Annotated in this window: 21 protein-coding genes; 2 read left to right on the top strand and 19 right to left on the bottom strand. The window is 61.8% G+C overall.

What is annotated here, in order from left to right; genetic code table 11:
- Positions 1-16: 16 nt before the first annotated feature.
- The 14 genes from ureC to EEQ99_RS26970 all read right to left on the bottom strand — a co-directional run bounded on the left by ureC (position 17) and on the right by EEQ99_RS26970 (position 13201).
- Positions 17-1729 carry an urease subunit alpha gene (ureC, locus tag EEQ99_RS27035; RefSeq protein WP_047618681.1) on the bottom strand — a complete coding sequence of 571 codons (1713 nt, stop codon included), beginning with the start codon at positions 1727-1729 and terminating at the stop codon, positions 17-19.
- 3 nt (positions 1730-1732) lie between these two features.
- Positions 1733-2356, bottom strand: a complete 624-nt coding sequence (locus EEQ99_RS27030; RefSeq protein ID WP_025570367.1) for a hypothetical protein — start codon at positions 2354-2356, stop codon at positions 1733-1735.
- 16 nt (positions 2357-2372) lie between these two features.
- Entirely contained in the window at positions 2373-2780 is a 408-nt protein-coding gene (locus EEQ99_RS27025; RefSeq protein ID WP_029868292.1) for a lysozyme inhibitor LprI family protein, read from the bottom strand.
- A gap of 22 nt (positions 2781-2802) precedes the next feature.
- Positions 2803-3108: an urease subunit beta gene (locus EEQ99_RS27020; RefSeq protein ID WP_025570364.1), complete on the bottom strand. Its 306-nt coding sequence runs from the start codon at positions 3106-3108 to the stop codon at positions 2803-2805.
- Between the two features lie 10 nt (positions 3109-3118).
- Positions 3119-3370: a DUF1272 domain-containing protein gene (locus EEQ99_RS27015; RefSeq protein WP_029868293.1), complete on the bottom strand. Its 252-nt coding sequence runs from the start codon at positions 3368-3370 to the stop codon at positions 3119-3121.
- A gap of 10 nt (positions 3371-3380) precedes the next feature.
- The gene (locus EEQ99_RS27010; RefSeq protein WP_025570360.1) at positions 3381-3683 is read right to left on the bottom strand and encodes an urease subunit gamma; all 303 of its coding nucleotides are present in this window, start codon (positions 3681-3683) and stop codon (positions 3381-3383) included.
- A 112-nt stretch (positions 3684-3795) separates the two neighbouring features.
- On the bottom strand, positions 3796-4617 hold the full coding sequence (locus EEQ99_RS27005; protein ID WP_025570358.1) for an urease accessory protein UreD: 822 nt from the start codon (positions 4615-4617) through the stop codon (positions 3796-3798).
- Between the two features lie 149 nt (positions 4618-4766).
- A complete protein-coding gene (gene urtE / locus EEQ99_RS27000; RefSeq protein WP_025570357.1) occupies positions 4767-5462 on the bottom strand; it encodes an urea ABC transporter ATP-binding subunit UrtE in 696 nt (231 codons plus the stop codon).
- Between the two features lie 18 nt (positions 5463-5480).
- Positions 5481-5999 carry a hypothetical protein gene (locus EEQ99_RS26995; RefSeq protein ID WP_029868294.1) on the bottom strand — a complete coding sequence of 173 codons (519 nt, stop codon included), beginning with the start codon at positions 5997-5999 and terminating at the stop codon, positions 5481-5483.
- 76 nt (positions 6000-6075) lie between these two features.
- Entirely contained in the window at positions 6076-6831 is a 756-nt protein-coding gene (gene urtD, locus EEQ99_RS26990; protein WP_025570354.1) for an urea ABC transporter ATP-binding protein UrtD, read from the bottom strand.
- A 5-nt stretch (positions 6832-6836) separates the two neighbouring features.
- Complete coding sequence (gene urtC / locus EEQ99_RS26985; RefSeq protein ID WP_025570352.1) at positions 6837-8000, bottom strand: urea ABC transporter permease subunit UrtC; 1164 nt, start codon at positions 7998-8000, stop codon at positions 6837-6839.
- Positions 7997-9616 carry an urea ABC transporter permease subunit UrtB gene (urtB, locus tag EEQ99_RS26980; protein WP_127431359.1) on the bottom strand — a complete coding sequence of 540 codons (1620 nt, stop codon included), beginning with the start codon at positions 9614-9616 and terminating at the stop codon, positions 7997-7999. Before urtB ends, urtC begins: the two co-directional genes overlap by 4 nt.
- Positions 9617-9815: 199 nt before the next feature.
- Complete coding sequence (gene urtA, locus EEQ99_RS26975; protein WP_025570349.1) at positions 9816-11108, bottom strand: urea ABC transporter substrate-binding protein; 1293 nt, start codon at positions 11106-11108, stop codon at positions 9816-9818.
- A gap of 188 nt (positions 11109-11296) precedes the next feature.
- A complete protein-coding gene (locus tag EEQ99_RS26970) occupies positions 11297-13201 on the bottom strand; it encodes an acid phosphatase (RefSeq protein WP_127431358.1) in 1905 nt (634 codons plus the stop codon).
- A gap of 179 nt (positions 13202-13380) precedes the next feature.
- Here EEQ99_RS26970 and EEQ99_RS26965 point away from each other — a divergent pair, with 179 nt between their 5' ends.
- Together EEQ99_RS26965 and EEQ99_RS26960 are read left to right on the top strand one after the other, a co-directional pair.
- Positions 13381-16767, top strand: a complete 3387-nt coding sequence (locus EEQ99_RS26965; RefSeq protein WP_127431357.1) for a hybrid sensor histidine kinase/response regulator — start codon at positions 13381-13383, stop codon at positions 16765-16767.
- Positions 16760-17677: a response regulator transcription factor gene (locus EEQ99_RS26960; protein ID WP_127431356.1), complete on the top strand. Its 918-nt coding sequence runs from the start codon at positions 16760-16762 to the stop codon at positions 17675-17677. The genes EEQ99_RS26965 and EEQ99_RS26960 overlap by 8 nt, the downstream gene beginning before the upstream one ends.
- A 284-nt stretch (positions 17678-17961) precedes the next feature.
- On the opposite strand, the gene EEQ99_RS26955 is transcribed toward EEQ99_RS26960, so the two are convergent.
- The 5 genes from EEQ99_RS26955 to livM form a co-directional block, all read right to left on the bottom strand.
- Positions 17962-19077 carry a branched-chain amino acid ABC transporter substrate-binding protein gene (locus EEQ99_RS26955; protein WP_025570341.1) on the bottom strand — a complete coding sequence of 372 codons (1116 nt, stop codon included), beginning with the start codon at positions 19075-19077 and terminating at the stop codon, positions 17962-17964.
- Between the two features lie 120 nt (positions 19078-19197).
- Complete coding sequence (locus EEQ99_RS26950) at positions 19198-19551, bottom strand: DUF6867 family protein (RefSeq protein ID WP_025570339.1); 354 nt, start codon at positions 19549-19551, stop codon at positions 19198-19200.
- Positions 19552-19570: 19 nt separating this feature from the next.
- Positions 19571-20314, bottom strand: coding sequence for an ABC transporter ATP-binding protein (locus EEQ99_RS26945; RefSeq protein WP_025554932.1), 744 nt, complete (start codon positions 20312-20314; stop codon positions 19571-19573).
- Positions 20314-21189, bottom strand: a complete 876-nt coding sequence (locus EEQ99_RS26940; RefSeq protein ID WP_025554934.1) for an ABC transporter ATP-binding protein — start codon at positions 21187-21189, stop codon at positions 20314-20316. The genes EEQ99_RS26945 and EEQ99_RS26940 overlap by 1 nt, the downstream gene beginning before the upstream one ends.
- Positions 21189-22580 carry a high-affinity branched-chain amino acid ABC transporter permease LivM gene (gene livM, locus EEQ99_RS26935; RefSeq protein WP_025570336.1) on the bottom strand — a complete coding sequence of 464 codons (1392 nt, stop codon included), beginning with the start codon at positions 22578-22580 and terminating at the stop codon, positions 21189-21191. The genes EEQ99_RS26940 and livM overlap by 1 nt, the downstream gene beginning before the upstream one ends.

Here is a 22580-nt window from a genome sequence, read left to right as displayed (position 1 = left end):
CACATCGGACGTGGACCTAAAACAGGAAGTAGCGTTGCGCCATTGGCAGCACCGTCGCCGGCTCGCATGTCAGCAATTCGCCGTTCGCCCTCACTTCGTAGGTCTCCGGATCGACCTCGATCTCGGGTGTCAGGTCGTTGTGGATCATCGATGCCTTGGAGATGCCGCCGCGCGTATTCTTCACCGCAACCAGTTGCTTGGCGACGCCGAGCCGGCCCTTCAGGCCGGCGTCGAGCGAGGCCTGGCTGACGAAGGTGACGGAGGAATTGGTGAGGCTCCTGCCGTAGGAAGCAAACATCGGCCGGTAGTGGACCGGCTGCGGCGTCGGGATCGAGGCGTTCGGATCGCCCATCGGCGCGGCCGCGATCGAGCCGCCGAGCAGCACCATGTCGGGCTTCACCCCGAAAAAGGCCGGGTTCCAGAGCACGAGGTCGGCGCGTTTGCCGATCTCGACCGAGCCGATCTCATGGCTGAGACCATGGGCGATCGCCGGATTGATCGTATATTTGGCGATATAACGGCGAACGCGGAAATTGTCGTTGTCACCCTTTTCTTCCTTCAGCCGGCCGCGCTGACGCTTCATCTTGTCGGCCGTCTGCCAGGTGCGGATCGCCACTTCGCCGACGCGGCCCATGGCCTGGCTGTCGGACGAGATGATCGAGAAGGCGCCGATATCATGCAGGATATCTTCCGCCGCGATCGTCTCCTTGCGGATCCGGCTTTCGGCAAAGGCGATATCCTCGGGGATCGACGGCGACAGGTGGTGGCAGACCATCAGCATGTCGAGATGCTCGGCGATGGTGTTGACCGTATACGGCCGCGTCGGATTGGTGGACGAGGGAATGACGTTCGGCTGGCCGCAGATCTTGATAATGTCGGGCGCGTGCCCGCCGCCCGCCCCTTCCGTGTGGAAGGCATGGATGGTGCGGCCCTTGATCGCGCCGATCGTATCCTCGACGAAGCCGCTTTCGTTCAGCGTGTCGGTGTGGATCATCACCTGCACGTCATATTCGTCGGCAACCGACAGGCAGCAGTCGATGGCGCCTGGCGTCGTGCCCCAATCCTCGTGCAGCTTCAGCGAGGTGGCGCCGGCTAGCACCATTTCGGTGAGCGCCCCCGGCAGCGAGGCATTGCCCTTGCCGGCGAAAGCGAGGTTCATCGGGAAGGCGTCGGCCGCTTCGATCATCCGCGCCAGATGCCAGGGACCGGGCGTGCAGGTGGTGGCAAGCGTGCCATGCGCCGGCCCCGTGCCGCCGCCGAGCATGCAGGTCATGCCGCTCATCAGCGCTTCTTCGATCTGCTGCGGCGCGATGAAGTGGATATGGCTGTCCATGCCGCCGGCGGTGATAATCTTGCCTTCGGCGGCGATCGCCTCCGTGCCCGGGCCGACGATGATATTGACGCCAGGCTGCATGTCAGGATTGCCCGCCTTGCCGATCGCGACGATGCGCCCGTCCTTCAGCCCGATATCGGCCTTGTAGATGCCGGAATGATCAACGATCACCGCATTGGTGATGACCGTATCGACCGCGCCATCCGCCCGCGTCACCTGGCTCTGGCCCATGCCGTCACGGATCACCTTGCCGCCGCCGAACTTCACCTCCTCGCCATAGGTGGTGAAATCCTTCTCGATCTCGATGAAAAGCTCCGTATCGGCAAGGCGCACCTTGTCTCCGGTGGTCGGTCCGAACATGCCGGCATAGGCGGCGCGCGAGATCTTGTAGGGCATCCATCAGGCTCCGTGGGAAGAAGAGATAAGGTTTTTTCCGCCGAGCCGGGTGAGGCGGCCGGCGGCAATATAACTATCGACAAGCTGCCTTTCGGCCGCAAAAGGGTGCCATTCCCAGCCGGCATGGCCGAAGCCGGCGAGCGTCACCTCGGCATCGGCATATGTCTCCAGCACCTCGCCGATCACGATCATGCCGCTGCTCGGCACGACATATGGCTGCGGATCAAAAGCCGAAAGCGACACGTCGACGGCCTCGTGGATCGACTTGCCGATGACGACGTGCCTCTTGCCGGCATCGGCACAGAAGGCACTGAACTCATCGGTATAGTCGTCGCAGAAATCGTCGAGTTCCGGATGCGAGACGGCAAGCGGCGCGCGCAGCGCGGCGAATTTTTCCGGATCGCGCACGCTCCAGATCTCGCGCGCCGAAACGACGCCGGGATGGGCGCGCCACTCACGCGAACCGAGCATCGCTTTCGCCGGCCGGCCGGTATTGCAGACCGCGACGGCATCGGTGCGGCTGCCGCCGTCGCCATAGGAGCGACATTCGTTGAAGCGGACGACGAAATCGGCGGCATCGATGATGCCTGCCATCCCTTCTCCGACCTCACCATTGCCGACGATCATGATCTTCCTGATCACCTCAGTTGCTCATCGTGTCTTCGAGCTCTTTTAGCTCTTTCGTGCGTTTGTCCGTGATGTTGGCGAGACATCCGGCGACCAGCATCGGCTCCATCGTGCCGCCGCGGGCCTGAAAGCCGAAGGCGTCACATTCGGCGTCGCGATAATCGATCCAGGCGCGCTGCGCTTTGACCAGCGCCTGCTCCGCGCCCTTCATGTCGCCATCCAGGTCCTTGTCGATCGCCGCCAGGGCGGCGCGGGTCTTCTTGTATTGCGCATTCAGAGCCTTGTCGGCAGCCTCATGGCGCGCCGCCTCGCAGGCCGTCATGTCCGATTGCGTCTTGGGACTGTTGCAATCGATCTCCTCGGCGGAGGCGCTACCAGCCATGAGCAGCATCGCCGCTCCGACCAGGCAGATATTCAAACGCATGCGTTCCTCCCGACCATCGCTCTTAGAGCTTGCCCATCACCAGCTGGCGGAAGCCGTAAACCTCGCGCTTGCCGGAAAGCGGGATCAGCGTCACCGAGCGCGTCTGCCCCGGCTCGAAGCGCACCGCCGTTCCCGCCGGGATATCGAGCCGCTTGCCATGTGCAACAGCGCGATCGAAGGAAAGCCCGGCATTGGTCTCGGCGAAATGATAGTGGCTGCCGACCTGCACTGGCCGGTCGCCCGTATTGGAAACCTCCAGCGTCACCGTCTGCGCGCCGGCATTCAGTTCGATGTCGCCGCTTGCGGCAATGATTTCACCTGGAATCATCTCGTCCTCCTTAAGCCGCCTTGGGCGCACAGCCCTCGGCCTTCAGCACGCGCTTCGTCGACGCCGGATTTTTGGCAAGCATATCAACCGGCCGAATAGGCCTCGCGACGAGATTGCCGCCGCAGTTCGGGCAGACACCTTTCAGCACACCCTCGACGCAATCGGCGCAGAAGGTGCATTCATAGGTGCAGATCCGTGCCTCGGTGCTGTCCGCCGGCAAATCCTTATCGCAGCATTCGCAATTGGGCCTGAGCTCCAGCATTCCTATCTCCTCACCGGATCGGCTCGTGCACGGTGACGAGCTTGGTTCCATCCGGGAACGTCGCCTCCACCTGCACGTCGTGGATCATCTCGGCAACGCCCTCCATCACCTGGCCGCGGCCGATCACATGGGCGCCGGCTTCCATCAGCTCGGCAACCGGGCGGCCGTCGCGGGCGCCTTCGACGACGAAATCGCTGATCAGCGCGATCGCTTCGGGATAGTTCAGCTTGACGCCGCGCTCCAGCCGCCGCCGCGCCACCATCGCCGCCATTGATATCAGCAGCTTGTCTTTTTCTCTCGGAGTGAGGTTCATTGCTTGCCCATCTGCTTCATACCTAGAACAGGATGATCCTGTTCTGCATTAAAGAGTTAGAGCCTGATGTCGTCCGAAAACCGCTCACACTTTTCGGCATCATGCTCCAGGTTCATAGATTCCAGACTTTCGGCACAGGCGCGCCATTGCGCAAGGCGGAAATGACCGGGATCAGGATTTTTCTGAGTGAGAATCCGTCGGCCGCCGCAAGGCGGACGACAAGCTTGCCATCCCAGGCGCTTGCACCGCCCATCGATCCTTCGACGAGCGGCCGGACCTTGGCGAGATAGGCTTCGGAAAGCGGTCCGGCATAAAGCAGCGTCGCAAAGGCCACCTGCCCGCCGAGCACGGCCTGCCGCGCGGCCAGCGCCGCCACGCCTTCGGAAAGCCTGAGTTCCTCGGCATGGATCAGTTGGCCCGAGCGGCGGATGCGCCAGCGGTCGCGGAACAGCCCGGTCTCCACCGCCTCCCCCATCGCCTTGCGGCCGAGCAGGACGGCTTCGACGGCCAGAAATTCGGCACTCTCGTCAAGATCGACATCCAGCCGGCGGAAAAGTGCGGCTCTATCGAAGAGGATCGTTTCCTGCGGCAGCCAGTCGACGCGAGCCTGGGCTCCAACCTTGATGCTGGTCGTCACCTCGGCGGTGCCGGCCGATGCCTTGTAAATCTTCTCGCAGGCCTGGGTGGTGACGTCGATGCGCGTACCGGCGCCGGCATCGACGCTCCAATCCATCCGGTCGCCGCCGGTGAGCCCGCCAGCGGTGTTGATGATGACGGCTTCCATGGAGGCATTGAAGGTATCAGGCAGGCGGATCTTCGCCGCTCCCTCCTGATAGAGCTCACGGATGCGCGTACGGCCATCGAACAGCTTTGCCGCCAGATGCCCGCGCCCCTCCGCTCTTTGCGGTCTCGTGCCTGCCGCCGCAATCGTCATATCGTCCCTTTCGGTCGCGCCTTTGATTTTCATTCAAGCGCGCAGATAGCAGAAAGCAAGCAATTCCCATGCCGTCCAGGATGCCCGCAGCAGATGCGGCAGATCTGCGAATTGCTGGGTCCACTGCTGCAAAATGCGGCATCTGCCGGTCAGACGGTCAGATGACGGCGGGCCTCCGGTGTATCCAGCGTTTCGGCAAGCCCTTCATGCACGATCTCGCCGCGATCCATGATGTAGACGTAATCGGCGAGCTCCCGGCAGAAATCCAGATATTGTTCGACGAGCAGGATCGCCATGCCTGTGGAGTCACGCAAATAGCGGATCGCCCGGCCGATATCCTTGATGATCGAGGGCTGGATGCCTTCGGTCGGCTCGTCGAGCACGAGGATCTTCGGCCGCGTCACCATGGCGCGCCCGATCGCCAACTGCTGCTGCTGCCCGCCGGAAAGATCGCCGCCGCGACGCGACAACATCGACTTCAGCACCGGGAAGAGGCTGAAGATGTCGTCGGGGATGTTGCGGTCGCGGCGACCAAGCGGAGCGAAGCCGGTTTCGAGATTTTCCTTGACGGTAAGCAGCGGGAAGATTTCGCGGCCCTGCGGCACATAGCCGACGCCCTGCTTGGCGCGGGCAAAGGGCGGCAGACCGTTGAGTCTGGTGTCATTGAAGGTGATGGTACCCGCCGACAGCGGATGCTGGCCGGTAACGGCGCGCAGAAGAGAACTCTTCCCCACGCCGTTACGCCCCAGCACGCAGGTAATCTTTCCCATCTCCGCTTTGATCGAGATGCCGCGCAGCGCCTGGGCGGCGCCATAATGCAGATTTGCGTTTTCGACTGTCAGCATCCGTTCACCCATTCCCCATCAGTTCATTAGGCCACGCCTCAGCGTCTGCAGGGCGTGCTCCTGTTCCGTCGTTCTCTCGCCGCCGACCGCGGCCACGTCCTCGGCAATACCGATCAATTGCTGACGCTCTTGCATGTCGAGCGCCTCTATCCAGAGAGGCCGGAACCGGCGGATCGGATCTTCGGGACTGGTGACGTTCTTGGACGCCCACTCGCCGAAAACCAGCACCTCTTCCATGTCGCCCGGCCGGATGATGCCTTTCATGCGGTTGCGAACGACATCCTTCGCAGCGTCGACATAGATCGGCTTTTCCTTGGCAAGGCAGAAGAAAAAGGCCACCGCCGCAATCGCCGGATCGGCGATCGAGGCCAGCGGCGCGACTTCGGCCTGCTTGCGAAACTTTTTGCGCTTATAAGCGCCCCGCATCCGCTCGACCGAATCGATGATCTCGTTTCCCGCTTCACGCGCCATTTTCAAACGCCAATACCAGACGACCGCGCCGCTGAGCGCCACAACCAGAATACCGAGAAAAGCCATGATGAAACCCCACAGTAAAACCCGCCCGTTTTAGAGCGTCTTCTTTTGTCAGGTTCAAGTCTCCAAGTTGCACTGATCACCGCCCCAGATAGTTCTCGATCACCTTCGGATCGGAACTGACAAAATCGATCGACCCTTCCGCCAGCACCGAGCCTTCGGCAAGGCACGTCACCTTGACGCCGAGGTCGCGGATGAAGCCCATGTCGTGCTCGACGACGACGACCGAGCGGGTCCTGGCGATATCCTTGAGCAGGACCGCCGTTTCCGCCGTTTCCGCATCGGTCATGCCGGCCACCGGTTCGTCGACCAGCAGGAGTTTCGGCTCCTGCGCCAGCAGCATGCCGATCTCCAGCCACTGCTTCTGCCCATGCGAGAGGTTGGCGGCGAATTCGTCACGGCGGTGCGTCAGCCGCACCGTTTCCAGGATCTCCTCGATGCGCGCCTTGTCCTCGCCCGAAAGCCGGTAGAACAACGTCGGGAACACACCACGACGCCGGTTCAGCGCAAGCTCCAGATTGTCCCACACCGTATGGCTTTCGAAGACCGTCGGCTTCTGGAATTTCCGGCCGATGCCGAGCTGGGCGATATCGGCTTCATCCTTCTTGGTCAGGTCGATCGTGCCGTTGAAGAACACCTCGCCCTCATCGGGCCTGGTCTTGCCGGTGATGATATCCATCATCGTCGTCTTGCCGGCGCCGTTCGGGCCGATGATGGCGCGAAGCTCACCGGGCTCGATAACGATCGACAGCGAATTCAGCGCCTTGAAGCCGTCGAAGGAAACCGACACGCCGTTGAGATAAAGCACGCTGGTGGGTTTGACGTCGGGAATCACTGTGCTCACTCCGCTGCCTGGATTTTCGGCTCGATGTCGTCTTCTTCAGCCGCCGGCGGGGCAGCCTTGGAGACAAGCTTCTGCTTGCCGAGATATTGCGCAATCGTGCCGACGACGCCCTTCGGCAGGAACAGCGTCACGGCGACGAAAAGGCCGCCCAGCGCAAACAGCCAGATCTCCGGGAAGAGGCCGGTGAAGATCGTCTTGCCGCCGTTGACGAGGATCGCGCCGATGATGGGCCCGATCAGCGTCGCCCGCCCGCCGACCGCCGTCCAGATGACGACTTCGATCGAATTGGCAGGGGCGAATTCACCCGGATTGATGATGCCGACCTGCGGCACGTAGAGCGCGCCGGCAATGCCTGCCATCATCGCCGAGACGACGAAGGTGAAGAGCTTGAAATGCTCGACGCGGTAGCCGAGGAAGCGCGTGCGGCTTTCGGCATCGCGCACGCCGACCAGCACCTTGCCGAATTTCGAGCGCACGATCGCCGAGGCGATCATCAGCGACAGGGCCAGGAAGATCGCGGTCGCCGCAAAGAGGCTCGCACGCGTGCCGTCCGCCTGGATGTTGAAGCCGAGGATGTCCTTGAAATCGGTCATGCCGTTGTTGCCGCCGAAGCCCATATCGTTGCGGAAGAAGGCCAGCAGCAGCGCATAAGTCATCGCCTGGGTGATGATCGAAAGATAGACGCCGTTGACGCGCGAGCGGAAGGCGAACCACCCGAAGACGAAGGCGAGCAGGCCGGGCACGGCGAGCACCATCAGCGCCGCAAACCAGAACTGGTCGAAACCGTACCAGAACCAGGGCAGCTCCTTCCAATTGAGGAACACCATGAAATCGGGCAGGACAGGATCGCCGTAGACGCCGCGCGAGCCGATCTGGCGCATCAGATACATGCCCATCGCATAACCGCCGAGCGCGAAGAAGGCGCCGTGGCCGAGCGAGAGGATGCCGCAGAAGCCCCAGACGAGATCGAGCGCCAGCGCCAGCAGCGCATAGGTCAGATATTTGCCGAACAGCGCCATGATATAGGTCGGGATGTGCAGCGGGTTGGTCGGGCCGGTCGCCAGATTGAGCACCGGTACGAGAATGGCGACCGCCAGCAACAGGGCGATGGCAATCGAGATCCTGCGATCGAGAGACCGGAGAAGGAAGGCCGTAATCATGCTTCCACCGCCCTTCCTTTGAGTGCGAAGAGCCCGCGCGGACGCTTCTGGATGAAGAGAATGATGAGGACGAGCACCAGGATCTTGCCGAGCACGGCGCCGGCGAAAGGCTCGAGGAACTTGTTGACGACGCCGAGCGAAAGCGCGCCGACCAGCGTGCCCCAGAGATTGCCGACACCGCCGAAGACGACGACCATGAAGCTGTCGATGATGTAGCTCTGGCCGAGGTTCGGCGAGACGTTATCGATCTGCGAGAGTGCGACACCCGCCATGCCGGCGATGCCGGAGCCGAGCGCGAAGGTGAAGGCGTCGACCCAGCCGGTCCGGATGCCCATTGAGGAGGCCATGCGCCGGTTCTGCGTCACCGCCCGCATCTGCAGGCCGAAGGCGGAACGCTTCAGCAGCATCAGCAGCGTCAGGAATACCACGACCGAAAAGACGATGATCCAGAGCCGGTTCCAAGTGATGGCAAGCCCGCCGAAATCGAAGGTGCCGGACATCCAGCTCGGATTGCGAACCTCGCGGTTGGTCGGGCCGAAATAGCTGCGCACCGCCTGCTGCAGGATCAGCGATACGCCCCAGGTGGCAAGCAAGGTTTCCAGCGGCCGGCCGTAGAGATAGCGGATGACGACACGCTCGATGATCAGGCCGACGAAGCCGGTGAAGATGAAGGCGGCCGGCACCGCAAAGGCCAGCGAATAATCGGCAAGCTCAGGAAAGGTCGAGGTGATGTATTCCTGCACGACATAAGTGGTGTAAGCGCCGATCATCACCATTTCGCCATGCGCCATGTTGATGACGCCCATGACCCCGAAAGTGATGGCAAGGCCGATTGCCGCTAGCAGCAGCACCGAGCCGAGCGACAGACCGTACCAGACGTTCTGGACGATATCCCAGAGCGCCAAGCTGCGGTTGATCGAGCTGATATGCGCCTGGATGACGGGCTTCAGATCTTCGGGCGCCGTTGTCAACGCCGTGGTCAGAATGGTCAGGGCGTCGCGACCGCCGCGGGCTGCGACCGTATCGATCGCCGCCTTCTTCTCGGCGGCGCTGACATCGCCCTTCAGCACCATCACGGCACGGGCCGCTTCCATGGTGCTCTTGATCTCGGCGTCCTTCTCATCCGCCAGCGCGGAATTAAGCAGATCAAGGTTGGCGGGATCGGCATCCTTCAGCAGGCCTTGAGCCGCAGCAAGGCGAGCGCCGCGATCGGGGCTCAGCAGCGTCAACTGGCTCATGATGGTGCCGATCAGGGTACGAACGGAATTGTTGATCCGGACTTTGGACATCATGTCGGGATCGAGATCGGCGACAGCCTCGCCGGTGATCGGATCGGAAAAGGTCGGCTCGTCTTCGGTGCCGCCTTGGACGAGAACTGGACCGCCCTCCTCGGAATTGACATAGAGCAGGCCGTCGCTCAACTGCTGCAATATCTGGCTGACATGCGCATCCTTCGAGGCGACGAGCGCCTTGATGGCGGCTTCGCGCTCCGGAAACCCGCCGGTGCCGAGCGCATCGACGAGGGCATGGATATCGTCCTGAGCCTTCAGGCCGGCCGTCAGCCCCGAGAGGGTCAGGCAAAGGGTCAAAAGAAAAATCTTGATGGCGCGATACATCGGCTTTCCCGCCTAACCGGAGCATAGTGTGAAATGCTCTATCTCAGTGTTCTCACGCAATTCCGGACACAGAACCGCTGTGCACCTTTGTTGGAATTGCTCCAGCGTTGCCTTCTCGGCAGCGACCGCCGGGGACGGAGCTTCCGCCCGGATTTGCAATCCGGACGGAAGTCTTCAGGCTGGTGTCAGGTCAGTTCGCTCAGGAGCCCTTGCCGCCGCACTTGCCGGTCGCGACATTGAAGTTGCCGCAGGACATAGGCTTGCGCCAATCGGAGATCAGGTCCTTGGAGTCGGGCAGGTAGTCCGACCATTCGTCGCCGACGACGGCAGGCGTCTGTTGGACGATTTCGAACTGGCCGTCGGCCTGGATTTCACCGATCAGCACCGGCTTGGTGATGTGGTGGTTCGGCATGACGGTGGCATAGCCGCCGGAGAGGTTCGGAACGGTGACGCCGATGATGTTGTCGAGAACGGCATCGGTATTGGTGGTGCCGGCAGCCTGGACAGCTTTGACCCAGGCGTTGAAGCCGATATAGGCGGCTTCCATCGGGTCATTCGTCACGCGCTTGTCGTTCTTGGTGAACGCATGCCATTCCTTGATGAACTTCTTGTTGGCCGGGCTTTCGACCGACTCGAAGTAGTTCCAGGCGGCGAGATGACCGACGAGCGGCTTGGTGTCGAGACCGGCAAGCTCTTCTTCGCCGACCGAGAAGGCGACGACGGGGATGTCGGTGGCTTTGATGCCCTGGTTGCCGAGTTCCTTGTAGAAGGGAACGTTGGCGTCGCCGTTGATGGTGGAGACGACGGCAGTCTTCTTGCCGGCCGAGCCGAATTCCTTGATCTTGGCGACTTCAGTCTGCCAGTCGGAGAAACCGAACGGCGTGTAGTTGACGAGAATGTCTTCCTTCGGAATGCCCTTGGCTTCGAGATAGGCTTCGAGGATCTTGTTGGTCGTGCGGGGATAAACGTAGTCGGTGCCTTCGAGCACGAAGCGCTTCACGCCTTCGGTGTTCATCAGGTAGTCGACGGCCGGGATCGCCTGCTGGTTCGGAGCCGCACCGGTGTAGAAGATGTTGCGCGAGGATTCTTCGCCTTCATACTGCACCGGGTAGAAGAGCAGCGAGTTCAGCTCTTCGAAAACCGGCAGCACGGATTTGCGCGAAGACGAGGTCCAGCAACCGAAGACGGCAGCGACCTTGTCTTTCTCGATCAGTTCGCGTGCCTTTTCGGCAAACAGCGGCCAGTCGGAAGCCGGATCGACGACGACGGCCTCGAGCTTCTTGCCGAGAAGGCCGCCCTTCTTGTTCTGCTCGTCGATGAGCATCAGCATGGCATCTTTCAGCGTCGTTTCGGAAATCGCCATGGTGCCGGAGAGCGAATGCAATACGCCGACCTTGATCGTGTCGTCGGCGGCAATCGCCCCGCTGAAAGCGGCCGATGCCGCCATGACGGCGCCGAGCGCAGCACCGGTGATAGTGGTTTTGAGATTCATCAGGTTGAGCCCCTCTTCTTGTTCCGCAACAGGCCGGAAACGGAGATTAACTGTTGCTTAAGGGACTATCGGGTGCTGCAGCGCAAAAACACATACGCAAAATGACGTAGGTGCGGGGGTCAAACAGACAGGCCGGGGCAGGAAGGGCATCCCACAGCAGGGATGCCCTGTCCGCTCGATACCGGAAATTATCCGTCGATCGTCAAGGTAACCGTTGTCGGGCTGTAGGAGAGGCTCGCCTTGTGGCCGGAGACCGTGAGCTTGCCAAAGGTGCCGGTCACGGCATTCGCCTTCAAGATCTCGATCTTCGTTCCCGGCGTCGGGGCATAGCCATCGGCAAGCGTCACGTCGAGATCGCCGGCCAGCACCGCCTTGCCTGCGACGACCAGCGCGCCTGCGCCGTTCGCGCCCAGCGTCGGCTTCGCTGTCGCATTGGCGAGCTGTTGATAATCGCCGCCTACGGTCAACGGCTTGTCAGCCGCCACGATGAGCGAACCGCCATTGACCGTCAGCCCGCCGGTGCCGAAGGCCGAGGGCGAGCCGGCCACCAGCACGCCATCTTCCAGCACGGTGCCGCCGGCATAGCTGTTGGCGCCCGAAAGCCCGAGAATGCCGCTGCCGCGCTTCACCAGCTTGCCCTTGCCGCCGATATCGTTCCGCCAGGTATCGATCGCATTGAAACCGCCCTCTGCCGCGTCCATCGTCACGGTGACATCCTGGTCGAACGCGCCATAGCCATCGGCGGCGGCAAACAGGTTGAGGCGGCCGTACCCTTCCGCGTCGTCGATGAGCGGATAGCCGGACGCAATCGCCGTTGTGCCAAGCACGTCGCGACGCTGCGCGCCGTCCAGATAGGGCAGACGCGTTTCGAGAAGCGCTTCGGCGCCCTGCGGCACGCGCGCCGGCTGATCGGTTGCATGGATGGTCGGCAGGCCGTAGCCCAGGCGCTGCAGCACGTAAGCGCGGTTGGCGTCATGATCGGCAAAACGGTCTGCCGCGAGCGGCGCTGCATGCGCGGCGACTTCGAGCGCAGCCGCATCCGCAACGCCTGATTTGGCGATGAGCCATGCCTGCGCTTGGGCATACGCATCGCTCTTCAGCGCTGAGTTGTCGGCCTTGTTCAGATTGTAGACGACCGTGGCGGTGCCGAGCATGCGGCCGCCCATCACGTCGAGAGGAGAATGCATGCCGGCAAGGATGCGGTCTTCACCCAGTTCGCTGGCGCGCGTGATCATTTCCTGAAAGCGCTGCGGCACGAGATAGGCCATGGCCAGTGCATCCCGCCAGGCTTCCGCCGTATGCCCGCTCGGGAAACCGCCGTCTTCGACCGGCTTGACGCTTTTGGCGGGCTCCAGCGTCGGGACGACCGACACATCCTGGCTCCAGCGATACGGACGGCCATATTTGAAATAGCGCTTGGCAGGCTCCGTCGAGCCGTCGCCGCTTGCGGCGTTGATGAAGTCGATCGCAAGGCCCATGTCGGGGTTGGCATCGGTCTTGTTTTCCGTGTCCGGCTTGCTGCCGGCGCCGCGATTGTTGCCCTTATCGTCGTATTTGACCGTCGTCGCATCAGCCGCCACCTCGGTGATCGTGGTGGTCTGCTTCGAGCCGGCCTTCCAGGCATCCGTCAGCGGACCGAGACCATCGACGATGCTGGCATTCTTGCCGCGCCGATCGTCGAGATAGGCGGCCAACGCCTGATCGGCCGTCCGCGCCCGCGTCGCATTGACGACATAGGCGATGTTGGCGTCATGGACGGCCTGGTTGACGATATGGCCGTCGGTCTTGCTGGCGGGAATACCGTCCCAATCCGTCTTGGCGACTGCCGGACAATTGTCCTTGGCCGGGGCTTCGACACCCGCATCGACGAAAGGCGTGCGCGGGGTCCAGATTTCGAGGAAGCCGGAGAGGAGGTGAACGGCGGCATTGGTGTCCGCCGTCGAGAAGCAGGCGTCACCACGCTTGTTGGTGTTTCCAGCCTCCGCATAAGGAACTTTCGCCGCCGTGGCCTGCTCGGCGCTGGCAAGCGATGGCACGATGGAAAGAAGGCAGACAAGGGCGGTGCTCAGGCGGCAAAGGCTTAAAACAGACATGGTGATACCCGAAATGGTTGAACGAACGCCGGGAGAGTTAGAGCGCTTATGTGACAGATCAATTGCAAAAATATTGCCATTCTGTGAACCAGCCGGCACCCGCCTCTTGCCTTTCCCGCCCATCCCGCCAAAACTGCCGGAGAGACGATGAGCCCCAACCGGAATGCCGAAAGGAAGACATGGCAGCGCGCCAACGCATCATTCCGGTAAGACGCGAATATAATCGCTGGGTCGCCAACCAGACGCTGGAAGATTACGCGCTGCGCTTCACCGCCAAAAGCGCCCGCCATTTCTCCTCGCAGCGCATCTCGCAGACGGCGATCGGCGCGATTTCCTTTCTGGCGCTTGAGGCGATCGGCGGTGCGATCACCCTCTCCTACGGCACCACCAACGCCTTTTATGCCATTATCGTCGCCAGCATCGCCATGTTGGCGATCGGCTTGCCGATCAGCCGGTATGCCATCCGCCACGGCGTCGACATCGATCTGCTGACGCGCGGCGCAGGCTTCGGCTATATCGGCTCGACCATCACCTCGCTGATCTATGCGAGCTTCACCTTCATGCTGTTTGCGATCGAGGCATCGATCATGTCCGGGGCGCTGGAGCTTACCCTCGGCATCCCGCTCTGGATCGGCTACATCATCAGCGCCGTCATGGTGATCCCGCTCGTGACGCACGGCGTGCGGTTGATCAGCAAGTTCCAGCTGATGACCCAGCCCTTCTGGATCGTGCTGAATATCCTGCCTTTCATCTTCATCGCCTTTTTGGACTGGGAAAAATTCGATCTCTGGCGCGCCTTCGCCGGCATTCGCCACGCCTCAGGCCCGCCGGGCACCATCGCCGAATTCGATCTGGTCGAGTTCGGCGCGGCCTCCGCCGTCATCCTGGCGCTGATGTCGCAGATCGGTGAACAGGCCGACTTCCTGCGCTTCCTGCCGCCGGACCCGCAGCGCAAGTGGCGCCATCGCCTGGCGGTCTTTCTGGCCGGCCCCGGCTGGGTCATCATCGGCGCGCCGAAGCTGCTTGCCGGCTCCTTCCTGGTCGTGCTCACCTTCACCTCGGGCGTCCCCCTCGACCGCGCCGCCGACCCGGCGCAAATGTATCTGACCGCCTTCGGCTACATGGTCCCCTGGCACAATGCGGCGCTGCTGTTGATGGCCGCCTTCGTCGTCGTCTCACAGCTGAAGATCAATGTGATGAACGCCTATGCCGGCTCGCTCGCCTGGTCGAATTTCTTCTCGCGGCTGACGCACAGCCATCCCGGCCGCGTCATCTGGCTGGTCTTCAATGTCGCCATCGCCCTGCTTTTGATGGAACTCGGCATCTACCGGCTGCTGGAAGAGACGCTCGGCATCTTCTCGATCATCGCCATGGCTTGGCTCTGCACGATCTCCGCCGATCTGTTCATCAATAAGCCGCTGGGGCTGGCTCCACCCGGCATCGAATTCAAGCGCGCCCACCTCTACGACATCAATCCGGTCGGCCTCGGCGCCATGACGCTGTCGGCGACGGTATCGCTGATTGCCCATTTCGGCGCCTTCGGCGAGATCGCCGCCTCACTCGCCCCCTATATCACCCTCGTCATCGCGCTGATCGCCTCGCCCGTCATCGCCTGGGCGACGAGAGGCAAATTCTACCTCGCCCGCAAGCCGCGCCAGAGCTGGAAAAACCTGACAAACATCACCTGTTCGGTCTGCGAACACCCGTTCGAGCCGGAGGATATGGCCTGGTGCCCGGCCTATGCCGCGCCGATCTGCTCACTCTGCTGCTCGCTCGACAGCCGCTGCCACGACATGTGCAAGCCGGCCGCCCGTTTCAACACGCAGGTCGGCACCGTCGCCAAGGCGCTGCTGCCGGATACCATAGTCGGGAAACTGACGACGCGCCTCGGCCGCTACGGCATCGCCGTGGTGCTGGCACTGACCGCCATCGGCGCGATCCTGGCAATGATCGCCCATCAGGTCGCCGCCGCATCGCCCGAGACGGCCGAGGTCGTCAACCGCACCATCCTCATCGTCTTCTTCGTCTTCTCGGTGATATCAGGCGTCGTCTGCTGGTTCTATGTGCTCGCCCATGACAGCCGCGTCGTCGCCGAGGAGGAATCCTCGCGCCAGAACACGCTGCTGCTCAAGGAAATCGCCGCCCACAAGAAGACCGACGCCGCCCTGCAGAATGCCAAAGAAACGGCCGAGGCCGCCAACCGCGCCAAGAGCCGCTATGTCGTCGGGCTCAGCCATGAATTACGTACGCCGCTGAACGCCGTGCTCGGCTATGCCCAGATTCTCGAGCGCGACGAGACAATCCCGGCGCCGCGCCAATCCTCGATCAAGGTCATCCGCCGCAGCGCCGAACACCTCTCGGGGCTGATCGACGGCCTGCTCGATATCTCCAAGATCGAGGCCGGCCGCCTGCAGGTCTATTCCAACGAAATCAACATCCAGGATTTCCTCGACCAGATCGTCGACATGTTCCGCCCGCAGGCGCAGGCCAAGGGGCTCGCCTTCATCCATGAGCGCTCAGCCGCTTTGCCGCAATTCGTCCGCACCGACGAAAAGCGCCTGCGCCAGATTCTCGTCAACCTGCTCTCCAATGCGATCAAATTCACCGACGAAGGCAGCGTCACCTTCGATATCGGCTATCGCAGCCAGGTCGCGACCTTCACCGTCGCCGATACCGGCCGCGGCATCACCGAGAAAGACCTGACCCGCATCTACGAACCCTTCCAGCGCGGTGAGGCCGAAAGCGTGCGGCCGATGCCGGGGCTCGGCCTCGGGCTCACCATCACCCGGCTTCTGACCAACACGCTCGGCGGCGAGATTTCGGTTTCGAGCGTGAAGGACGAAGGCTCGACCTTCCGCGTACGGCTGATGTTGTCTGCCGTCATGCGCGCGGCGGTCGCGGCACCGCAGGAAAAGCGCATCGCCGGCTACGACGGCCCGCGGCGCACGCTCGTCGTCGTCGATGACAACGAAGACCATCGCGAGATGATGCGCGAAATCCTGGCGCCTCTCGATTTCATCGTGCTGACGGCGGCGGGCGGCGGCGAATGCCTGACGCTGATCGAGGGCATCATGCCGGACCTTTTCCTCGTCGACATCCTGATGCCCGGCATGAACGGCTGGCAGCTCGTCTCGCGTCTGCGCGAGGCCGGTCAGACGGCGCCAGTGCTGATGCTTTCGGCCAATATCGGCGACGCGGCCGTTCTGATCGACAGTGACGACAGCCACAACGACGCGATCGGCAAGCCGGTCGACATCCGCCAGCTGCGCGACAAGCTCGCCCTGCATCTTGGCTTGAAATGGATCTATGCCGACGCCGCGCCTGCCATTCCTGTCAAGATCGAAGCGCCGATGGTAAGCCCAGGTGCCGCCCATGTGCAGGAATTGCTGCGGCTTGGTGAAATCGGCTACATCAGAGGCATCGAAGCCAAGCTTTCGGACCTTGCCAAGGTGGAGGCAAATCAGCCATTCACCGAGGCGCTTCGCGTCTATGTCGCCGCCTTCGATCTTGCCGGCTTCATGACCTTCCTGCACGACTTCGACGAAAAGGTGGAATCCATTGGCTGAGCCGGCCCTGCCCCGCGACATCGTTCTGCTCGTCGACGACTCGGCCGAAGCGCTCGGCTTTTTGAGCGACGCGCTCGAACAATCCGGCTTCTCCGTGCTGATCGCCACATCGGGCGCGGCGGCGCTCGGTATCGTCGAGCGCATCACCCCCGATCTCATCCTGCTCGACGCGGTGATGCCCGGCATGGATGGATTCGAGACCTGCCGCCGGCTGAAGGCGAATGCCGCGGTGGCGCAGGTGCCCGTCATCTTCATGACCGGCCTGACCGAGACCGAGCATGTCGTGCACGCGCTGGAATCCGGCGGTGTCGATTATCTCAGTAAGCCGATCAACATCGACGAGCTGCGCGCCCGCATCCGCGTGCATCTGCGCAACGCTCGCTCGGCCCAAAGCGCCCGCATCGCGCTGGATGCAGCCGGCCGCCATCTGCTGGCAGTCAAGGGCGACGGCGCCATCCACTGGTCGACGCCGCAAGCGACACGGCTGGTCAATGCCGCCATGGGCAGCGACGACGGCATGGACATCGTCGTCCGCCATATCGCCGGCTGGATGCGCGACCGTGTCGCCGCGGTGCGCGACGGTATCATCTCGATCGCCCATGCCGGCCAGGCGGCGCTGCAGCTCGCCTTCCTCGGCGCGATCGGTCCCGACGAATATCTCTTCCGCCTCACCGCCGCCAATCAGCGCAGCGACGACGAGGTGCTGCGCCAGCGCTTCTCGCTCACCCAGCGCGAATCCGAAGTGCTGCTCTGGATCGCCAAAGGCAAGGCCAACCGCGACATCGGCGAAATATTGGGACTGTCGGCGCGCACGGTCAACAAGCACCTCGAACAGATCTACGTGAAGCTCGGCGTCGAGAACCGGGCATCAGCCGCCGTAAAGGCAACGCATGTGCTGCACGAGATGTGAGGAAACATCAAAAGTCCCCCTCTGGCCTACCGGCCATCTCCCCACCTGTTGTACGGCCCTGATACATAGCTGACAGGTGTTCGCAGACATACCTGACACAGCGTGGCAGTCCGCGTCTCTTCCGTGGCGATGCCCGGAGTTCTCCATCCGCCGTAACGCCTCCGGCATATCGGTTCGGCCTCGTGACGCCGAGCAAACCAGGAAAGAGAATGTAAACATTCAAAAAAAGAAGCCCGGTCGGAACCGGGCTTCGATAGTCATGTCCCATATTGGGGAAGCGAAGCTTACTGCGGGAAGTAGCTGTACTTGCCGTCCGGGCCCTTCTTCCACTCATACATGATGTAGCCGGGGATCTTCGGGTCGCCCTTTTCGTCGAATGAGATGTCGCCGAGAACGGTCGGGAACGGACCCTTTTCCTTCATGGCCGTTGCAACGGCTTCTGCGTCTGTCGAACCGGCAGCCTTGGCGGCACCGGCGATCGCCTGCATCGCAGCGTAGGAATAGAGCGTGTAGGCTTCCGGATTGAAACCGGCGGCCTTGAACTTTTCGACGAGTTCCTTGTTGGCCGGGTTCAGCGTCGGATCGGGACCGAAGGTGTTCAGCGTACCGGCGACTGCGTCGCCAGCGATCGAGGCCAGTTCGTTCGACACGATACCGTCACCCGAAACCAGCGTCGCCTTCAGGCCCTGGTCGGCTGCCTGACGGATGATGAGACCGGCTTCCGTGTGCAGACCACCCCAATAGATGATCGAGACGCCGGCTTCCTTCATCTTGGCGATGAGGGCGGAGAAGTCCTTGTCACCGACATTGATGCCTTCATAGATGACTTCGGTGAGACCGGCGGCATTCATCGCCTTCTTGGTTTCATCGGCAAGGCCCTGACCATAGGGGGTCTTGTCGTGAACGACGGCGATCTTGGCGTCCTTGAAGTGGTCGGCAAGATACTTGCCGGCGATGGCGCCCTGCTGGTCGTCACGGCCGCAGGTGCGGAACGTGTTCCAGAGGCCCCGTTCGGTAAACTTCGGGTTCGTTGCGGCCGGGGTGATTTCGAGGATGCCGTTTTCGGCATAAACTTCCGAAGCCGGGATCGAAACGCCCGAGTTGAAGTGGCCGATGACGAACTTGACGCCGTCAGCAACGAACTTGTTGGCGACCGAAATGCCCTGCTTCGGGTCGGAGACGTCGTCGCCGAGCTCGAGCTTGATCTGCTCGCCGTTGATGCCGCCGGCGGCGTTGATATCGGCAGCCGCCTGCTCGGCACCCTTCTGAAGCTGAGCGCCGAATGCGGCGTTCGGACCAGTCAGCGGACCAGCGACAGCGATGAGGACGTCGGCCCAAGCGTTGCCGCTGAAGGCGACCATCGCCGTCAGAGCCACTGCCGACAGAAGAGACTTCTTCATATTGTTACTCCCAATTTTTGGGCGGGTTTCGGTCCAAGACCCGGCGCATTACCCACCATTGACTGCACCAGGGAAGCTGTTCCACTCGGAAGGCAATTCATGCCTAGTTTCAACGGACTGTCAATGTTTGTCCTTCCACGAGAACGCGGAAGTTTTTTCGTACAGCCAGTAATAGTTGTTGACCATCTGATTGGTGCGGCGGTAGCGGAAGCCGGCCGTCGAGAAGACCAGCAGCGTCACGAAATCGATGATGTAGTAGAAAGCGTCGAGCATCGGCCCGTTGAACAGGGCGTGGTGCAGGAACTGCATCGCCCAGGCCAACAGGAAGGTGTAGACGACGGCCAGCGGATAGTTGTTCCAGCTCTCGGCGACCGCTTTGCCGGCACGCCAAGCCGTCCAGAAGCCCAAGAGCACGACGATGACGCGGATCGCCACAAGGGAGCCGGCATCGCCTTCGAAGAAAAGTCCCTGCATATCAAACTCTCCTTTCGACCTAGTGTCTTCCGCCTTCGAGATAGGCAGCGCGGACCTCGGGATTGGCGAGAAGCTCCTTGCCGGAGCCGCTCATCGTCACCTTGCCGTTCACCATCACGTAGGCGCGGTGCGACAGCCTGAGGGCGGCGAAGGCGTTCTGCTCGACGAGGAAAACGGTCAACCCCTCTGCCTCGTTGAGCTTCTTGATCGCCTCGAAAATGCCTTTGACGATCAGCGGCGCAAGACCGAGCGAGGGTTCGTCGAGAAGAAGCAGCTTCGGGCGCGCCATCAGGGCGCGGCCGATCGACAGCATCTGCTGCTCACCGCCCGAAAGCGTTCCGCCGCGCTGGGCATGGCGTTCCTTGAGGCGCGGGAAGAGCGTGAAGATCTTCTCGACGTCCTCGGCGAAGTATTTGAGATTGTCGAGGCCGGCGCCCATCTGGAGGTTTTCCAGAACCGTCATGCGCGGAAAGATACGGCGGCCTTCCGGTGACTGCGCGATGCGCAGGCGGGCGATTTCATGAGTTGGCATGCGAGTGATTTCGCGGCCCTCGAAGACGACCGAACCGGTGCGGGCCTGCGGGCTGCCGCAGATCGTCATCATCAGCGTCGATTTGCCGGCGCCATTGGCGCCGATCAGGCTGACGATCTCGCCTTTGTTGACGTGAACATCGATGCCGGCCAGTGCACGGATATTGCCATAATAGGTTTCGACGCCATTCACCTGAAGGAGCGGTTGACCCGTCATTACTTCATCGCCCATCAGTTTGCGCCTCCTTCGAGCTGCTCGACGGTCGCGATCACCTCTTCCACTTCTTCATCCTCGACACCGAGATAGGCCGCGATGACCTTCGGATCGTGCTTCACGTGATCCGGCGTGCCATCGGAAATCTTCTGGCCGTATTCGAGAACGACGACGTGGTCGGAAATTTCCATGACCACCGACATGTCATGCTCGATCAGCAAGATCGACGTTCCGGTTTCAGCACGGATATTCTGCAGCAACGCGTTGAGCGTTGCCGATTCCCGCGGGTTCAGGCCTGCAGCCGGTTCGTCCAGGCAAAGCAGCTCCGGGTCGGTGCACATGGCGCGAGCGATTTCCAGACGCCGCTGGGCGCCATAAGGCAAATCGCCGGCAGGGTCGTCAGCGCGGTCGATCAGGTCGGCCTTCTCGAGCCAGAAGCGGGCAAGCTCGATCGCTCCGGCCGCTTCCCGCTTATAGGGACCGACGCCGATAAGGCCGAGGATGGTATAACCCGATGCCTTCATCAGCTTGTTGTGCTGGGCAACGAGCAGGTTTTCTAGAACAGTCAGACCGGAGAACAACCGGATGTTCTGGAAAGTACGCGCCACCCTGGCTTCCTTGGTGATGCGAAAGTCCGGCAGACGCTCCAGCAGGTACTGCTTGCCGCTCTTCTGGTTGAGCGTGATCATGCCCATCGTCGGCTTGTAGAAGCCGGTGATGCAGTTGAAGACCGTGGTCTTGCCGGCACCGTTCGGCCCGATCAGCGCAGTAATATCGCCGCGCTTGGCTTCGAAGGAGAAGTCGTTGATGGCCATCAGGCCGCCGAACTTCATCGACAGGTGTTCAACTTTGAGAAGCGTATCGCTCGACATTGTATTGATAACGGGGCTCATCAACCGTGGCCCTCCTTGATGAAGCTTCCGGATATTGCCCTGCGCTCTTTGAGGAAGGCAGTCGGTTCACGTGAGCCGACGAAACCGCGCGGCTTGAACAGCATGACGACGACCATGGCGAGACCGAAGAGCAGCATGCGGTAAAGTTCCGGCGTGAAGTCGGGCCCGAAGACCGCTTTCAGGAAGTCCATTTCGCGCAGCGCCTCGGTGCCGCCGACCATGACGATCGCGGCGATCGCGATGCCGGTCAACGACCCCATGCCGCCAAGAACGACGATGGCGAGGATGACGGCCGATTCCAGAAAGACGAAGGATTCCGGCGAGACGAAGCCCTGGCGGGCTGCGAAGAACGAGCCGGCGAACCCGCCGAACATGGCGCCCGTCGCAAAGGCGGTGAGCTTGGTCGTCACCGTGTTGATGCCGAGCGAACGGCAGGCGATCTCGTCTTCGCGCAACGCTTCCCAGGCACGCCCGATTGGCATGCGGCGCAGCCGGATGGTGACGTAGGCCGTCAGCATGCAGAGCGCCAGGATAAGATAGAAGAGGAAGATCTTGTAATAGGCAGACGACATCGGCAGGTGGAAGAGCTTGGCAAAGCCGCCGGCCGTCGCATCGAAGGGAATACCAAAGAGTGTCGCCTTCGGAATGCTCGAGATACCGAAAGTGCCCTTGGTCACGTCAGTCCAGTTGATGAGCACGAGGCGGATGATTTCACCGAAGGCAAGCGTCACGATGGCGAGGTAGTCGCCGCGCAGGCGCAGCACCGGGAAGCCGAGGATGACGCCCCAGAGGGCTGCGAAGATGCCGGAAAGCGGCAGCAAGACCCAGAAGGAAAAGCCGAAATAGCTCGACAGCAATGCATAGGAATAGGCGCCAACCGCGTAGAAGGCGACATAACCGAGATCGAGCAGGCCGGCCAGGCCAACGACGATGTTGAGTCCCCAGGCAAGCATCACGTAGATCAGGATCTGGATACCGAAATTATCGACCCATTTCAGCGAGCCCTGAGCGCCGACCAACGCCACGATCACCACGGGATAGAGCAGCAGTGCTATCAGCGAGATCTTCAGGAAATGCCGACGGAAGAAGCCCTTCTCGGTCGAGATGTCGAGCTCGCCCTCGCGCGCCTTCGAGAGCTTGCGACGGTCGATATTCGGTTTGATGAAAACGACCATGGCGAAGCGGCCGATCGCGGCAACGGCGACGAAGATTGCAAGCAATCCCCAGCGCTGGACGATGATCAGCTCGTTGTTGATATTCTGGTCGGTCTTGAGGCCGACATAGAGAACGAACATGCCAAACGACAGGACAGCGGCGAAAAGGGCTTCGGTAAGGCCTTTGCGGACAAGTCCGGCATCGGGCTTGCCTGCAGAATTCTCAATGTTTGCCAT

The sequence above is a fragment of the Rhizobium anhuiense genome (assembly GCF_003985145.1).
Classification (GTDB): Bacteria; Pseudomonadota; Alphaproteobacteria; order Rhizobiales; family Rhizobiaceae; genus Rhizobium; species Rhizobium anhuiense.
The sequence above is the reverse complement of the archived record's forward strand: the minus strand, read 5'-3'. Positions and strand labels throughout refer to the sequence as shown.

What these genes read in the sequence shown, in the direction of transcription:
- ureC (WP_047618681.1), bottom strand. Translation starts at nt 1,729, where the DNA reads ATGCCCTACAAGATCTCGCGCGCCGCCTATGCCGGCATGTTCGGACCG.
- EEQ99_RS27030 (WP_025570367.1), bottom strand. Translation starts at nt 2,356, where the DNA reads ATGATCGTCGGCAATGGTGAGGTCGGAGAAGGGATGGCAGGCATCATC.
- EEQ99_RS27025 (WP_029868292.1), bottom strand. Translation starts at nt 2,780, where the DNA reads ATGCGTTTGAATATCTGCCTGGTCGGAGCGGCGATGCTGCTCATGGCT.
- EEQ99_RS27020 (WP_025570364.1), bottom strand. Translation starts at nt 3,108, where the DNA reads ATGATTCCAGGTGAAATCATTGCCGCAAGCGGCGACATCGAACTGAAT.
- EEQ99_RS27015 (WP_029868293.1), bottom strand. Translation starts at nt 3,370, where the DNA reads ATGCTGGAGCTCAGGCCCAATTGCGAATGCTGCGATAAGGATTTGCCG.
- EEQ99_RS27010 (WP_025570360.1), bottom strand. Translation starts at nt 3,683, where the DNA reads ATGAACCTCACTCCGAGAGAAAAAGACAAGCTGCTGATATCAATGGCG.
- EEQ99_RS27005 (WP_025570358.1), bottom strand. Translation starts at nt 4,617, where the DNA reads ATGACGATTGCGGCGGCAGGCACGAGACCGCAAAGAGCGGAGGGGCGC.
- urtE (WP_025570357.1), bottom strand. Translation starts at nt 5,462, where the DNA reads ATGCTGACAGTCGAAAACGCAAATCTGCATTATGGCGCCGCCCAGGCG.
- EEQ99_RS26995 (WP_029868294.1), bottom strand. Translation starts at nt 5,999, where the DNA reads ATGGCTTTTCTCGGTATTCTGGTTGTGGCGCTCAGCGGCGCGGTCGTC.
- urtC (WP_025570352.1), bottom strand. Translation starts at nt 8,000, where the DNA reads ATGATTACGGCCTTCCTTCTCCGGTCTCTCGATCGCAGGATCTCGATT.
- urtB (WP_127431359.1), bottom strand. Translation starts at nt 9,616, where the DNA reads ATGTATCGCGCCATCAAGATTTTTCTTTTGACCCTTTGCCTGACCCTC.
- urtA (WP_025570349.1), bottom strand. Translation starts at nt 11,108, where the DNA reads ATGAATCTCAAAACCACTATCACCGGTGCTGCGCTCGGCGCCGTCATG.
- EEQ99_RS26970 (WP_127431358.1), bottom strand. Translation starts at nt 13,201, where the DNA reads ATGTCTGTTTTAAGCCTTTGCCGCCTGAGCACCGCCCTTGTCTGCCTT.
- EEQ99_RS26965 (WP_127431357.1), top strand. Translation starts at nt 13,381, where the DNA reads ATGGCAGCGCGCCAACGCATCATTCCGGTAAGACGCGAATATAATCGC.
- EEQ99_RS26955 (WP_025570341.1), bottom strand. Translation starts at nt 19,077, where the DNA reads ATGAAGAAGTCTCTTCTGTCGGCAGTGGCTCTGACGGCGATGGTCGCC.
- EEQ99_RS26950 (WP_025570339.1), bottom strand. Translation starts at nt 19,551, where the DNA reads ATGCAGGGACTTTTCTTCGAAGGCGATGCCGGCTCCCTTGTGGCGATC.
- EEQ99_RS26945 (WP_025554932.1), bottom strand. Translation starts at nt 20,314, where the DNA reads ATGGGCGATGAAGTAATGACGGGTCAACCGCTCCTTCAGGTGAATGGC.
- EEQ99_RS26940 (WP_025554934.1), bottom strand. Translation starts at nt 21,189, where the DNA reads ATGAGCCCCGTTATCAATACAATGTCGAGCGATACGCTTCTCAAAGTT.
- livM (WP_025570336.1), bottom strand. Translation starts at nt 22,580, where the DNA reads ATGGCAAACATTGAGAATTCTGCAGGCAAGCCCGATGCCGGACTTGTC.